Annotated in this window: 13 protein-coding genes; 6 read left to right on the top strand and 7 right to left on the bottom strand. The window is 75.0% G+C overall.

From position 1 onward, the window contains the following. The first annotated feature begins 25 nt into the window (after nt 1-25). Nucleotides 26-1033: a LacI family DNA-binding transcriptional regulator gene (locus tag MJ876_RS00480; RefSeq protein ID WP_240234082.1), complete on the top strand. Its 1008-nt coding sequence runs from the start codon at nt 26-28 to the stop codon at nt 1031-1033. A 282-nt stretch (nt 1034-1315) separates the two neighbouring features. On the opposite strand, the gene MJ876_RS00475 is transcribed toward MJ876_RS00480, so the two are convergent. The 7 genes from MJ876_RS00475 to MJ876_RS00445 form a co-directional block, all read right to left on the bottom strand. After that, nucleotides 1316-2764 (bottom strand): aromatic amino acid lyase, encoded by a 1449-nt coding sequence (locus tag MJ876_RS00475; RefSeq protein WP_240234081.1) that lies wholly within the window; start codon nt 2762-2764, stop codon nt 1316-1318. Next, the gene (locus MJ876_RS00470) at nt 2761-3774 is read right to left on the bottom strand and encodes an ornithine cyclodeaminase family protein (RefSeq protein WP_240234080.1); all 1014 of its coding nucleotides are present in this window, start codon (nt 3772-3774) and stop codon (nt 2761-2763) included. Before MJ876_RS00470 ends, MJ876_RS00475 begins: the two co-directional genes overlap by 4 nt. A gap of 4 nt (nt 3775-3778) precedes the next feature. After that, entirely contained in the window at nt 3779-5452 is a 1674-nt protein-coding gene (gene hutU, locus MJ876_RS00465; protein WP_308192543.1) for a urocanate hydratase, read from the bottom strand. Then, nucleotides 5449-7062, bottom strand: coding sequence for a histidine ammonia-lyase (gene hutH / locus MJ876_RS00460; protein WP_240234079.1), 1614 nt, complete (start codon nt 7060-7062; stop codon nt 5449-5451). The genes hutU and hutH overlap by 4 nt, the downstream gene beginning before the upstream one ends. A 75-nt stretch (nt 7063-7137) precedes the next feature. Further along, the gene (locus tag MJ876_RS00455; protein ID WP_240234078.1) at nt 7138-7368 is read right to left on the bottom strand and encodes a hypothetical protein; all 231 of its coding nucleotides are present in this window, start codon (nt 7366-7368) and stop codon (nt 7138-7140) included. Nucleotides 7369-7461: 93 nt separating this feature from the next. Then, entirely contained in the window at nt 7462-7860 is a 399-nt protein-coding gene (locus tag MJ876_RS00450) for a hypothetical protein (protein WP_240234077.1), read from the bottom strand. A gap of 26 nt (nt 7861-7886) precedes the next feature. After that, complete coding sequence (locus MJ876_RS00445; protein ID WP_240234076.1) at nt 7887-8285, bottom strand: hypothetical protein; 399 nt, start codon at nt 8283-8285, stop codon at nt 7887-7889. Nucleotides 8286-8463: 178 nt separating this feature from the next. Between MJ876_RS00445 and MJ876_RS00440 the strand changes: the two genes are divergently transcribed. The 5 genes from MJ876_RS00440 to MJ876_RS00420 all read left to right on the top strand — a co-directional run bounded on the left by MJ876_RS00440 (nt 8464) and on the right by MJ876_RS00420 (nt 13903). Then, on the top strand, nt 8464-9180 hold the full coding sequence (locus MJ876_RS00440; protein WP_240234075.1) for a response regulator transcription factor: 717 nt from the start codon (nt 8464-8466) through the stop codon (nt 9178-9180). Beyond that, the gene (locus MJ876_RS22040) at nt 9177-10928 is read left to right on the top strand and encodes a histidine kinase (protein ID WP_240234074.1); all 1752 of its coding nucleotides are present in this window, start codon (nt 9177-9179) and stop codon (nt 10926-10928) included. The genes MJ876_RS00440 and MJ876_RS22040 overlap by 4 nt, the downstream gene beginning before the upstream one ends. A 106-nt stretch (nt 10929-11034) precedes the next feature. Beyond that, nucleotides 11035-12123, top strand: coding sequence for a ferredoxin reductase (locus MJ876_RS00430; RefSeq protein ID WP_240234073.1), 1089 nt, complete (start codon nt 11035-11037; stop codon nt 12121-12123). 101 nt (nt 12124-12224) lie between these two features. After that, nucleotides 12225-13424, top strand: a complete 1200-nt coding sequence (locus MJ876_RS00425) for a fatty acid desaturase (protein WP_240234072.1) — start codon at nt 12225-12227, stop codon at nt 13422-13424. After that, the gene (locus MJ876_RS00420) at nt 13421-13903 is read left to right on the top strand and encodes a hypothetical protein (protein WP_240234071.1); all 483 of its coding nucleotides are present in this window, start codon (nt 13421-13423) and stop codon (nt 13901-13903) included. Before MJ876_RS00425 ends, MJ876_RS00420 begins: the two co-directional genes overlap by 4 nt. Nucleotides 13904-13910: the final 7 nt, after the last annotated feature.

Genomic DNA, 13910 nt, shown 5'->3' with positions numbered 1-13910 from the left:
TGGGAGGCCGCCCTACGATGAGTCGGTGGTCAAGCGCCCGACGCTGCAGGACGTCGCCGCCGAGGCGGGCGTCTCGCCGGCGACGGCGTCGTACGCGCTGCGCGGCCAGCGGGGCTCCGACGCCACGGTCGAGCGGGTGCGGCAGGCGGCGGAGCGCCTGGGGTACGACGCCGACCCGATCGCCCGCGCCCTCGCGACCGGCTCGACCGGCACGGTCGGCGTGCTGTGCGGCTCGACCCGCGACCTGTGGCAGCAGCGGCTCGCCGTCGACCTCTCCCGCGCCCTCATGGCCCGCGGCCGCCACGCGGTCGTCGCGGACGCCGACGGCGACCCCGGGCGCGAGCGGGCCCTGCTGGCCAAGCTGCGCGAGCAGCGCCCCGACGGCCTCCTCGTCGCCCCCCTCGACCCGGACGCCGCGCACTGGCACGACGTCGCCGAGCGGTTCCCGGTGGTCTGCGTCGGCGAGCAGCTCCCGCGCGCCCCCTCGGCCGGCGCGGTGGTCTTCGACAACGACGCGGGCATGGCCCTGGTCTTCGACCACCTGGCCGGCCTCGGGCACCGCCGCGTCGCCGTCGTCCTCACGGCGCGTCCGAGCACGCCGGACCGGCCCGCGGAGGACCTCGTCCGCCGGCACGCCGCGCGGGTCGGGGTGTCCGTCGTCCTCGTGCACCCCCCGCCGGCCACGGCGGACGTCGCGGACCTGCGCGACCACCTCGCCGCGGCGCTCGCCGGCCCCGCCGCCGGGGTGAGCGTGGTGTTCTGCCTCAGCGACTCCCTCGCCTTCGCCGCACTGCGCGCGGCCGCCGTCCGCGGCCTCGCCGTCCCGGACGACCTGTCGGTCGTGGGCTTCGAGGACCTCGACGTCGCCGACCTGGTCGGCCCCGGCCTCACCACGATGAGCTGGGGTGAGGAGACCGTCGTCGACGCCGCCGTGGGCCAGCTGCTCGTGTCGATCGAGGACGACGTCGCCCCCGCCCGCAGCACCATCGCCCCGCGTCTCGTCGTCCGCGGCACGACGGGCCCCGCACGGTAGTCGTCGGTCCTCGTGGGGCCCGGTGGGGTGGCGTCGGGCCGGTAGTCCCCGACGTTGCGACCCCGATCCCGGCCCCCGGACGGTCAGAACGTCGGGGACTACCGGGCCGACCGCCCCCCGGACCCCGCACCCGTCGTACTCCCCGACGTTGCCCCCGAGCCCGGCCCCCAGACGGTCAGAACGTCGGGGACTACCGGGTCCACGGGCCACGGCCCACGCCCCACCCGGTCGCGCGGTTCCTGACGTTCTGACCCGGATCGGGGCCCCAGCACGGTCGGAACGTCAGGAACGACCGAGCAGGGGTCCGTCGAGGAGGCGCTGGAGGTCCTCGCCCCACGGGCGGTCGAGGGTCGTGGCGGGGAGGACGGCGGCGAGGTCGTCGAGCAGGGACGCCAGCGGGGGCGGGGCGTCGGCGAGCAGGTGGGGGGCCAGCAGGCGGGCCTGGTGGACGGCGAGCAGACCGCACGCCTGCACCTCGCGGGCCGCGTCGACGGTGAGCCGCAGCCGCTCGGCGGCCTCGAGGGCGAAGGTCTGGACGTCCTCCTGGCCGCCGGAGGTCTCGGCCGTCCCCAGCGGCGTCGGCGCCCACCCGGACACCGCGTGGACGGCAGCCGCGGCGCGCTTGTGGACGGCGACGAGGCCGCCGTGGGGTCCGGGGGCGGCGGAGAGCTGAGCGGGCAGGCCGGAGGTGACCGGGTCCAGCATCCGGTGGAGGCGGGCGGTCCCGACGGCGGCCGTGTGGGCGAGCGCCACGCGCAGGCCGTCGAGCGCGGCGGCGAGGTCGAGGCCGTGGAAGCCGGCGGTCCCGACGAAGGCCCCGGACTCCGGCAGCCACGCCGGGGAGTCGGTGACGCCGGTGAGCGCACGGTCCGCCGCCGCCTCGAGCGCCGACCCCTGCCGCGCGAGGTGGGCGAGCACCGGCCCGACGACCCGGAACGAGACGGGGGCCTGGAGGCGGCGCACCGGGGTCGCGTCGGTGACCGGGGGCAGCGCCGCGGCGAGGTCCGCGAGCACCCCGGCGAGGGCGCGGTCGCCGCGGGCGAGGGCCAGCGCGTACGGGTCGCGGCTGGCCCCGACCAGCGCGACCTGCGCGGCCGCGAGGCGGGTCTCGAGCGCGGCCACCCGGCGTACGTCGTCGGCGCGCAGCAGCGCCAGCGCCGTCGCGGTCGGGACGCCCTGCAGCAGCGACAGGCCCTCCTTCGGCCCGAGCCGCGGCGGGTCGGCGAGCGCCGCGCGGCCGAGCCAGCGGCCGACCCCGGCGAGGTGCCCGAAGGCGTGGGCGAGCGGGATGATCTCGCCCGCGGCACCCGAGCCGGTCCGGGGGACGGCGGGCAGCGCGCCGTCCGCGAGCAGCGTGGTCAGCCAGGTGCACAGCTCGGCGGAGACGCCGGCGTCCCCGGACAGGAACGTGCGCAGCCGGACGGCGAGCAGCGCCCGGGTCTCGGCCTCGTCGAGCCACGGCGGCCCGCCCACGGCGCGCGCGAGCATCAGCCGGGCGGAGTGGTCGGTCTGCTCGTCGACGGAGAGGGCCACGTCGGACAGGGCACCCATGCCCGTCGAGACGCCGTACGCCGCGACGCCGCCGGCCAGCGCCGAGACGACCTCGTCGCGGCGCCCGCGCACGAAGGTGAGGAGGTCGGGCGCCAGCTCGACGTCCGCGCCGCGGGCGACCTCGAGGACGGCCGCGGCGTCGAGGTCCTCGGGCCGGGCGACGGCCAGGGTCTCCGTCACCGGTAGCGGACCATCGTCCCGACGTCGGCGGCCTCCGCGCGCTGGAGCAGCAGGTGGCCGACGGCCACGTCGAGGATCGACAGGCCCCGGTGCCAGAACAGGATCCGCTCGTCGTCGCGCTCGCGGCCGGGACGCTCGCCGGTGACGACTGCGCCGAGCTCGGCGTGCAGCGTCTCCGCGGTCAGCGCACCGGAGCGCAGGTGCGGACGCAGGGCACCGAACTCCCCGGACTGCGCCTCGCGCCAGTCGTCGACGACGACCTTGTCGACGACGTCCAGCAGGTCGGGCGCGAGCGCCGAGACGGTGCCGTAGGGCACGAGCAGCGAGCCGGCCTTGAGCAGGTCGGTCGTGATGAGCGGAGCGGGCTCGACGAGGCGCGTGGCCTCCACGGCGATGTCGGCACCGTCGAGGGTCGCCTCGGTCGAGTCGGTGACGACCACGGGGGTGTCGAGGTCGGCGCGCAGCCGCTCGGCGAACGCCTCACGTGACTCCGGACGCCGGCTGGTCACCCGGATCTCGTCCAGGTCGAACAGCGCGTCGAGCATCACGATGTTCGCGTACGCCGTACCGCGGGCGCCGAGGTGGCCGAGCACCTTCGCGTCGGGCCGGGCGAGCCGGCGGGCGCCCACCGCGGTCATGGCGCCGGTGCGGACCTCGGTGATCCAGGTGGCGTCGAGGATGGCGGCGGGGACGCCGGTGAGCGGGTCGTACAGCGTCAGCAGGGCGAGCTCGCTGGGCAGCCCGAGGGTGTAGTTGTCGACGTAGTCGCCGACGACCTTCACCCCCGCGACGCCCTGCTCGCCGAGCGTGGTGACGCTGCCGCGGAGCACGTTGAAGTGCCCACGGCCACCGTTGTCGGGCACGAGGTGGGTGCGCGGCTCGAACACCGTCTCCCCGCGCCCGTGCGCGGCGACGACGGCCTCGCAGGCGTCGACGACCTCCGCCGGGGTCGGCGCCAGGGCGTCGACGTCCGGGCCGGAGAGGAAGCGGAGGTACAGGGCGTCGCTCATGGGGTCAGCCTCCCAGTGGGATCCGGACGCCACGCTGGGCGGCCACCTCGAGCGCGCGGTCGTAGCCGGCGTCGGCGTGGCGGACCACACCCATGCCCGGGTCGTTGGTCAGGACCGCCTCGAGGCGGGTGCGGGCGAGATCGGAGCCGTCGGCCACGCAGACCTGGCCGGAGTGGATCGAGCGGCCGATGCCGACGCCGCCGCCGTGGTGCAGCGAGACCCACGAGGCGCCCGACGCGGTGGCGACCATGGCGTTGAGCAGCGGCCAGTCAGCGATGGCGTCGGAGCCGTCGAGCATCGCCTCGGTCTCGCGGTACGGCGACGCGACGGAGCCGCAGTCGAGGTGGTCGCGGCCGATGACGACGGGTGCCGAGAGCTCACCGGAGGCGACCATCTCGTTGAACTTGAGCCCGGCGAGGTGGCGCTCGCCGTAGCCGAGCCAGCAGATGCGGGCGGGCAGGCCCTGGAAGTGGACCTTCTCGCCCGCCATGGTCAGCCAGCGACGCAGCTTCTCGTCGTCGGGGAACAGCTCGAGGACGGCGCGGTCGGTCGCGGCGATGTCGGCGGGGTCGCCGGACAGCGCGGCCCAGCGGAAGGGGCCACGCCCCTCGCAGAACTGCGGGCGGATGTACGCCGGCACGAAGCCCGGGAACTCGAACGCCCGGTCGTAGCCGCCCTTGCGGGCCTCGTCGCGGATGGAGTTGCCGTAGTCGAAGACCTCGGCGCCGGCGTCCGCGAACTCGACCATCGCCCTCACGTGCGCGGCCATGGAGGCCTGCGCGTCCTTCGTGAAGCCCTCGGGGTCGCGGTCGCGGGCGTCGTGCCAGTCCTCGTGCGGGACGCCGACCGGCAGGTACGACAGCGGGTCGTGCGCGGAGGTCTGGTCGGTGACGACGTCGATGGGCGCCTTGCGCTCGAGCAGCGCCGGGAACACCTCGGCGGCGTTGCCGAGCAGGCCGATCGACAGCGGACGGCGGGCGTCGCGCGCCTCGGTCGCGAGCTCGAGGGCGTGGTCGAGGTCGCGGGCCTCGACGTCGAGGTAGCGGTGCTCGATGCGGCGCGCGATGCGGGCGGGGTCGACCTCCACGCAGATCGCTACGCCCTCGTTCATTGTCACGGCGAGCGGCTGGGCGCCGCCCATGCCGCCGAGGCCGGCCGTGAGCGTGATGGTGCCGGCGAGGGTGCCGCCGAAGGACTTGTCCGCGACGGCGGCGAACGTCTCGAAGGTGCCCTGGAGGATGCCCTGGGTGCCGATGTAGATCCAGGATCCGGCGGTCATCTGGCCGTACATCGTGAGCCCGAGGTGCTCGAGGCGCCGGAACTCCTCCCAGGTCGCCCAGTCGCCGACGAGGTTGGAGTTGGCGATGAGCACCCGCGGGGCGTGCGCGTGGGTCTTCATCACACCGACGGGCTTGCCGGACTGGACGAGCATCGTCTCGTCGGCCTCCAGGTCCCGCAGCGTCGCGACGAGCGCGTCGTAGGCCTCCCAGGACCGGGCGGCGCGGCCGGTGCCGCCGTAGACGACGAGGTGGTCGGGGTCCTCGGCGACCTCGGGGTCGAGGTTGTTCATGAGCATCCGCAGTGCGGCCTCGGTCTCCCAGGACTTGCAGGTCAGCTCAGGTCCGCGGGGGGCCCGGATGGCGCTGTCGGGCCGGTACAGGCTCGTCGGGGTGGTCACTGGAGCTCTCCGATCGTGGCGGTGACGGCGTCGAGGACGGCGCCGGAGGCGACCAGCGCGACGCTGGCCTCGATCTCCGGCGAGAGGTGGCGGTCGGGCCCGGGGCCCTCGACGCCGTGCTCGCGGAGCAGGCGGACGACGGCCTCGGTGGCGGGTGACGGGCGTACCCCGGTGGTCGAGCCTGTCGAGACCCGGAGGTCGAGCGCCCGGGCGGCGGTCATGGTCTCGATGGCGACGACCCGGGCGAGGCCGTCGACGGAGCGGCGGAGCTTGCGGGCGGCGCCCCAGCCCATCGAGACGTGGTCCTCCTGCATCGCGGAGGAGGGGATCGAGTCGACGCTGGCCGGGACGGCGAGCCGCTTCAGCTCGGAGACGATCGCGGCCTGCGTGTACTGCGCGATCATCAGGCCCGAGTCGACGCCGGGGTCGTCGGCGAGGAACGGCGGCAGGTCGTGGCTGCGGTTGCGATCGAGGAACCGGTCGGTGCGGCGCTCGCTGATGCCGGCGACGTCCGCGGCGGCGATGGCGAGGAAGTCCAGCACCTGGGCGACGGGGGCGCCGTGGAAGTTGCCGTTGGACTCGACGCGCCCGTCCTCGCCGTCCTCGCCGAAGAGCACCATCGGGTTGTCGACGACGGACGCGAGCTCCCAGCCGGCGACGCGGTCGGCGTGGTCGACGGAGTCGCGGGCCGCGCCGTGGACCTGCGGCGAGCAGCGCAGGGAGTAGGCGTCCTGGACGCGGTGGCAGTCCGGGCCGCGGTGCGAGGCGACGACACCGGAGTCGGTGAGGATCGCGACCAGGTTGGCCGCGGACGCCGCCTGCCCGGGGTGGGGGCGCAGCCGCATCAGGTCGGCGGCGAAGACCCGGTCGGTGGCGAGCTGGGCCTCGACGCTCATGGCGGCCGCGACGTCCGCGGAGCGCAGCAGCACCCGCAGGTCGTGGATCGCCAGCACGAGCATCGCGAGCATGCCGTCGGTGCCGTTGATGAGGGCGAGGCCCTCCTTGGCGGCGAGCTCGACGGGCTGCAGCCCGGCGGCGGCGAGCGCCTCGGCGGCGGGCATCAGGACGCCGTCCGCGTCGCGGACCTCACCCTCACCGATCAGCGCGAGCGCGCAGTGGCTGAGCGGGGCCAGGTCGCCGGAGCAGCCGAGCGAGCCGTGCTCGCGGACCACCGGGGTGATGCCGTGGGCCAGCAGGTCGGCGAGCAGCTGCGCCGTGACCCGCCGTACGCCGGTGTGGCCGGTCGCGAGGGTCGACAGGCGCAGCAGCATGAGGCCGCGGACGACCTCCCGCTCGACCTCGGGCCCCGAGCCGGCGGCGTGGCTGCGGACCAGCGAGCGCTGGAGCTTGGCCCGCATGTCGGCGGGGATGTGGCGGGTGGCGAGGGCGCCGAAGCCGGTCGAGATGCCGTACGCCGGGGTCTCCCCCGCGGCCAGCCCCTCGACGACGGCCCGGCCGCGGTCGAGCGCGCCGTACGCCTCGTCGGTCAGCCGGACGGCGGCGCCGTGACGGGCGACCGCGACGAGCTGCTCGGGCGTGACGGGGCCGGGGCCGACCTCGACGACGCGGGCGGCCGGTGCGGCCGTCCGGGCCTGGTGGGTGGTGGTCACGGGTCCTATCGGACACCCGGGGCGACGCCGGCCACCAGCACCGGCGACCTCATGCTGTCTCGGATGCGAGACCGCTCAGCCGGCGTCGGGCTCGCGGTCGCCCCGGACCGCGCGGAAGGCCAGGCGGGCGCCCAGCAGGGCGACCAGCACGCCGACGACCACGCCGGGCAGGAGCAGCGGGACCTCGAACGCCCAGAGGGCGCCCAGGACGAGCAGCGCGAAGGCCACGTTGGCGACGAAGGCGCGGGCCTCGCGGGCCACGGTCGGCAGGGGGCGGAGGGCGTTCATGTCGGCGATCAGGCTCATGACCCGACCCTCGCGCCGAGCGGGCCGCCCCGGCAGTGCCTCGCCTCATCACTCCCCCATGACGAATGGCACCGCCGGGGCGTGCGCCCGCCCTCAGCGGCGGCGCCCCGAGAAGAGCAGGACCACGACGAGCACGGTCAGGACCTCGGTGACCGCGCCGTAGACCACGAACAGCAGAGGCACCCCGGGCACGAAGAACGCCGGCAGCGCGGAGACCGCGTTGACGAGGAGGACGCCGGCGAGCACCCGGCGCCACACCGGAGCGCGGGTCCGCCAGGCGAGCACGGCGGCGACCAGTCCGACCACCCCGAGCGCGCAGACGAGCACGATGATCGCGAGCGGCGGTCCGGTCTCCCCGTCCGGCGGGGACATCGGGACCGCCATCAGGGCGCAGAAGAGTCCGCCGACGACGAGACCGGCCCGCTGCGCGCGGGACGGGGCCGGGCGGGCGACGGCACCGGTGGCGCCGTCGAGGTGGGCGGCGGTGCTCACGGGCTCTCCCGGGCCGGTCGTCGCGCTCACCGGCGCGGTCCGGTGAACAGCAGGACGACCACGACGAGCGCGATCACCTCCCCGATCCCGGCGAGGACGACGAGGACCAGCGGGACGCCGGGGACGAAGAACGCCGGCAGCGCCGCGACGGCGTTCAGGATCATCAGGCCGGCGATCAGCCGCCGCCACAGCGGCGCGCGGGTGCGCCAGGCCAGGACCGCGGCGACGACGCCGAGCACGCCTGTCACCGAGCCGAGGACGACGATCGCGAGGGGCGGGCCGACCTCGCCCTCGGGCCCGGTCATCGGGGGGACGTTCGTCAGGCTGTACAGCCCGGCGATGACCACGCCGATCTTCTGGGCGCGCGAGAGCGCGGGGCGGGCGGAGGCGCCGGCGACGCCGTGCGGGTGTGTGGTGGTGCTCATGTGACTCCTCGGGGCGGGCCGGTGGATGGCCGGCGGGTGGGTCCGTCCCACGGACCGTCCCGCCGTCCCCGCTCCCGAGGGCAGGGGTGCTGCTCCCATCCTCGTTCCCGGGAGCGCCCGGTGCACCCGGGAACTTCGTCCCGTTCCGGCCGGGCCCCGGTCGGACGATGATGGGGCCGTGCAGGACCAGGCCGGGGATCCCGAGATCCGGGTGGTCGTCGCGGACGACCACCCCGTCGTCCGCCGCGGCCTGCGGGCGCTGCTCGACACCCTGCCCGGCATCCGGGTCGTCGGGGAGGCGGCGGACGGCGAGGCCGCCGTCCGGGAGGCGCAGCTGAGCCGGCCGGACGTCGTCCTCATGGACCTCCGCATGCCCGGGCTGGACGGCGTCGCCGCCACGCGCCGGGTCCGCGAGACCACGCCCGGGACCGCGGTGCTGGTCCTGACGATGGTGGACGACGACGCGACCGTGCGGGAAGCCGTCCGGGCGGGCGCCCGGGGCTACCTGCTGAAGGAGTCGGAGCAGGAGGAGATCCTCGGCGCCCTGCGCGCCGTCGCCGCCGGGCAGCTGGTGCTGGGCGGCGCCGTCGCCGACCGCGCCGGGCTGCTGCTGACCGACGACCCGGTGCCCGCCGCGCCGTACGCCGGGCTGACCGCCCGCGAGCAGGACGTGCTCGAGCTGCTGGCCGCGGGGCGCTCGACCACGGCGATCGCCGCCGAGCTGTTCCTGTCGCCCAAGACCGTGAGCAACACCCTGACGCGGGTGTTCGCCAAGCTCGGCGTCACCGACCGCACCGCGGCGGTGATCCTCGCCCGGGAGGCGGGCCTCGGTCGCCCGCGCCGCCCGGATCGCCCGGGCTCCCCGGCCCGTCCCGGCGGGGACCCGGGGCCGTGACGGCCGCCCTCGCCGCGGGCCTCGTCGCGCTGTCGTGCACCGTCTCGGCGGTGCTCGTCCGCCGCGATGCACGCACGTTCGCCGCGCTCCTGGGCGTCGCGGCCGCGACCCTCTCGCTCGCCGCCGCCGCGTCCCTGCTCGACGCCGGGGTCGTCGCGGCCGCGCTGCTGGTGGTCGTCGCCGCCGTCGTGACGCCGCTGGCCCTCAGCGCCTACCCCGTCCCGGCCTGGTCCGACCCGGCCACGTGGCTGCTGGCCGCGCTCGGTGTCGCCTGCGCCGCCGTGGCCGTCGCCAGCCCGCGGCTGGACGTCGACGACACCGCCGGGCTCGTGCTCGTGCTGGGCCTCGTCGCGGCCGGCTGGTGGCGCATCGAGCGGGCCGGTGACCCCGACCGGCAGCTCCTGCTCTGGCAGGCGTTCGTCGTCGCGCTCGCCGTCCTCGCTCCCGCGCTCGCGGAGTTCGCGACCAACGGGACCGGTCTCGCGGTGGCGGCCACCCTGGGCGCGGCCGTCGTCCCGCCGGCCCTCGCGGCCGGGCTGCTGCGACGCCAGCGTGAGGTCCGCGCCCTGGTCGTCCCGGTGGTGGTGGGCGCGCTCGCCGGCGCGGGCTACGTCGGGGTGCTCGTGACCACCTGGAAGGTCGTGCGGCTGACCGACGTCTCCGTGACGGACGGCGGCTACGCGCTCCTCGGCTTCCTGCTCGCGCTCGCGGTGGCGCCCACCACGCGCGCCCTGCGGGGCGTCGTCGACGAGGTGCTGTTCGGACGGCGCCCCGACCCGCTGGTCGCCGCCAGGCGGGCGGCGGGCGCGATCGGCGCCGCCGGCGACGACCTCGGGGCCGCGCTGGACGCCGTCCGCGAGGCGCTCGTGCTGCCGAGCCTGGTGCTGCGGGTGGGCGACGAGGACGTCGCCGGGGCGGGCGACGACACCTGGGCACGGACGGAGGAGGTGCCCGCGGGCGGCGACCCGCCCGTGGTCCTGCGCGTCGGCCTGCGTCCGGCGGAGGCACGGCTGGGCGGCGCCGACGCCGACGTGCTCCGGGTGGTCGGGCCGCTGCTCGCGCAGACGGTGCACGCGCACCGCCTCGCCGCCGAGCTGCACGCCTCCCGCGGCCGGGTGATCACCGCGGTCGAGGAGGAGCGCCGCCGGCTGCGCCACGACCTCCACGACGGCCTGGGCCCTCGGCTGTCGGGGATGGCGTTCACGACCGACGCCGCGCGCAACGTGCTCGCCGGCCCCGGTGACGGCGCCCCCGCCGCCGCGGCCGCGCTGCTCGCCGACGTCCGTGCGTACGCCGTCGCGGCCGTCGAGGAGGTCCGCGGGCTCGTCGCGGGGCTGCGTCCGCCCGCGCTGGACGAGCTGGGCCTCGCCGGGGCGCTGCGGCAGCACGCGGCCGACGTCCGTCGCCACGACGGGCTGCCGCTGACGGTCACGGTCGACGCGGGCGACCTCGGGGAGGTCCCGGCGGCGACGGAGGTGGCGGCGTACCGCATCGCCGTCGAGGCGCTGACGAACGTCGCCCGCCACGCCCGCGCGACCGCGGCGCTGGTCGACCTCGACCGCGAGGCCGACGTCCTGACCCTGACCGTCACCGACGACGACCGCACCGCCACGGACGTCGGGTGGACCCCGGGCGTGGGCCTGACGTCGATGGGCCAGCGCGCCGAGGCGCTCGGCGGTTCCCTCGCGGCCGGCCCGACCCCGGACGGCGGCCGGGTGCACGCCCGCATCCCCACCCGGAACGGCTGACCGAGGCCGTTCCCCGCCCCTACAGTGTGTGCCGCACCACACAGGGGGGTACCGAGCGAGTCATCGCTCGGTGTACAACTGGTCACTCAATCCCTGAGGAGGGACGTTGAGCATCCTGGACCGCGTCGAGCGACCCAACTGGCAGCGGGTCCGGACCCTCGCCGACAAGCTGACCACCCCCCTCCACCCGGACGACTACCTCAAGCTCGTCAACCCCCTGTGGTCGGCGCGCGAGCTGCGCGGGCGCCTGGAGGACGTCGTCCAGGAGACGGACGACGCGTCCACGCTCGTCATCCGCCCAGGCTGGGGCTGGTCGTTCGACCACGAGGCCGGGCAGTACATCGGCATCGGCGTCGAGGTCGACGGGCGCATCCAGTGGCGCTCCTACTCGCTGACCTCCACGCCCCGCAAGCGCGGCCGCCGCATCACCGTGACCGTCCGGGCGATGCCGGAGGGCCTGCTGTCGGGGCACCTGGCCCAGGGCATGAAGCCCGGCGCGATCGTGCGCCTCGCCGCCCCCGCGGGCGAGTTCGTGCTGCCCTCGCCCCCGCCGCCGAAGATCCTCTTCCTCGTCGGCGGCTCCGGCGTGACGCCGATGATGTCGATGCTCAAGACGATGGACCGCCGCGGCACGATGACCGACGTCCAGGTCGTCTACTCGAGCCCGACCGAGGAGCGGATGATCTTCCGGCAGGCCATCGCGGACCTCGCCGAGAAGCACGACTCGCTGAAGGTCGACTTCCGGTTCACCGACGACGACGGCATGTTCACCATGGACGAGCTGGACACCGTCTGCCCGGACTGGCGCGAGCGGGAGACCTGGGCCTGCGGCCCCGGCCCGATGCTGGACGCAGCGGAGGAGCACTTCTCCGACCACGACGTCGAGGACCACCTGCACCTCGAACGGTTCACCCTCGAGCTCGGCGACAACGCCGGCGAGGGCGGGACCATCAGCTTCCAGAACTCCGGCAAGACCCAGGAGGTCGATGGATCGACCACCCTCCTGGAGGCCGGCGAGGAGGCAGGCATCGGCATGCCCTACGGCTGCCGCATGGGCATCTGCCACACCTGCACCCTGACGCTCGTCTCCGGCTCGGTCACCGACGTGCGCAACGGCGACCAGTTCAACCAGCCGAACGAGCAGGTCCAGACCTGCGTCACGGTCGCCAACGGCGACTGCACCCTGAACATCTGAGACACCGCACCACCCGCACCACCCGGCACGATCCGGCACCACCCAGCACCATCCAGCACGGCCCGGCACGACCCCCACCCGCCCATCCCGAGGGAGCACGTATGGCCATCTCCGACGTCAAGGAGTACCTCCACCTCACGCCCGAGGACGTCGAAGCGATCGGCGCCGAGTTCGACGCGATCCGCAAGCGCATCGAGGAGTCCCGCAACGCCGACGACGCGGCGTACATCAAGCGGCTGATCAAGATCCAGCGCGGGCTCGCCTTCGCCGGGCGCGTCACGCTGCTCGCCAGCCACAAGAAGCCCGCCTGGGCCGCCGGTGCCGCCATGCTCGGGGTCGCCAAGATCCTCGAGAACATGGAGATCGGCCACAACGTCATGCACGGCCAGTGGGACTGGATGAACGACCCGGAGATCCACTCCTCCAACTGGGAGTGGGACACCGCGCAGCCCGCCGAGCAGTGGAAGCACAGCCACAACTACGTGCACCACCAGTTCACCAACGTGCTCGGCCACGACAACGACATCGGGTACGGCATCCTCCGCATGGCCCGCGAGCAGCGCTGGAACGTGTTCAACCTGGGCCAGCCGGTCTACAACGCGCTCCTGGCCGCCATGTTCCAGTGGGGCGTCGCCCTCCACGACCTCGACGTGGAGCGCATCCGGAAGGGCCAGAAGGACCCGAAGGAGATGAAGCGCCAGCTCAAGCAGATCTGGCGCAAGGGCCGCAACCAGTTCGTCAAGGACTACGTCGTCTACCCGGCGCTGTCCGGCCCGAACTGGAAGACGACCATCACCGCGAACCTGGCGGCGAACTCGATCCGCAACTTCTGGTCCTACGTGATCATCTTCTGCGGCCACTTCCCCGACGGTGCGATGCACTTCACCGAGGAGGAGCTCGAGGACGAGACGCGCGCCGAGTGGTACCTGCGCCAGGTGCTGGGCGCCGCCAACTTCGAGGGCGGCGAGCTGCTCCACATCATGTCGGGCAACCTCGGCTACCAGATCGAGCACCACCTCTTCCCCGACCTGCCGTCCAACCGGTACGGCGAGATGTCGGTCGAGGTGAAGGAGATCTGCGAGCGCTACGGGATCCCCTACACGATCGGGCCGCTCCACAAGCAGTACGGCCAGGCGCTGCGCACGATCATGAAGCTCTCGCTGCCGAACGGCATGACGCAGCCCGACGGCACCCCGCCGCCGGACGAGCTGCCCAAGCAGCGCAACAAGCGCAAGACGGACGCCGAGCGTCCGGAGCGTCGCAGCGAGCTGGGCGCCTGGTCGCGGAGCCGGACCGCGTGAGCTGGCGGCCGACCGTCCTGGACGGCGGCCGCGACCCCGGTGCGGTGGTGTGGCCGGAGGAGCTGGCCGGCCGTCGTACCGACGAGGCGTCGGGGTTGCCGCTGCCGTTCGTGTGCGAGCACGACGACGGCAGCGGCGACCTCGCCCACCTCGCCAAGAAGCGGGTGCTGCAGTGCGCGCTGAGCCGCGTCTGCAGTGCCTGCGGGCTGTCGGGGCTGCCGAACCCGTTGGTGCTGCTCGGCACGCAGGCCGAGGTCGAGGACAACGGGTTCCGGCTGCCGCCGCTGCACACCGACTGCGCCGCCGCCGCGCTGGCGTGGCTGGCGCTCGGGGTCCCGGTGCTGGGGCAGACCGAGGCCAGGCCCGCGTGGCGTCGCGTCCTGACCGGCGGCTTCGACCTCGACCGTCCCGACGGGACCGGCCACCCGGCGTACCCGACCTTCCGGCCGCACTCCGTCGTCGACGTCCGCGACCTGTAGGCCGACT

The sequence above is a fragment of the Nocardioides sp. CFH 31398 genome (genome assembly GCF_022436705.1).
In the GTDB taxonomy this organism is placed as follows: Bacteria; Actinomycetota; Actinomycetes; order Propionibacteriales; family Nocardioidaceae; genus Nocardioides.
The sequence above is the reverse complement of the archived record's forward strand: the minus strand, read 5'-3'. Positions and strand labels throughout refer to the sequence as shown.

Excerpts from the sequence above, each read along its gene's own strand:
- MJ876_RS00470 (WP_240234080.1), bottom strand. The coding sequence starts at position 3,774 with ATGAGCGACGCCCTGTACCTCCGCTTCCTCTCCGGCCCGGACGTCGAC.
- MJ876_RS00455 (WP_240234078.1), bottom strand. The coding sequence starts at position 7,368 with ATGAGCCTGATCGCCGACATGAACGCCCTCCGCCCCCTGCCGACCGTG.
- MJ876_RS00445 (WP_240234076.1), bottom strand. The coding sequence starts at position 8,285 with ATGAGCACCACCACACACCCGCACGGCGTCGCCGGCGCCTCCGCCCGC.
- MJ876_RS00425 (WP_240234072.1), top strand. The coding sequence starts at position 12,225 with ATGGCCATCTCCGACGTCAAGGAGTACCTCCACCTCACGCCCGAGGAC.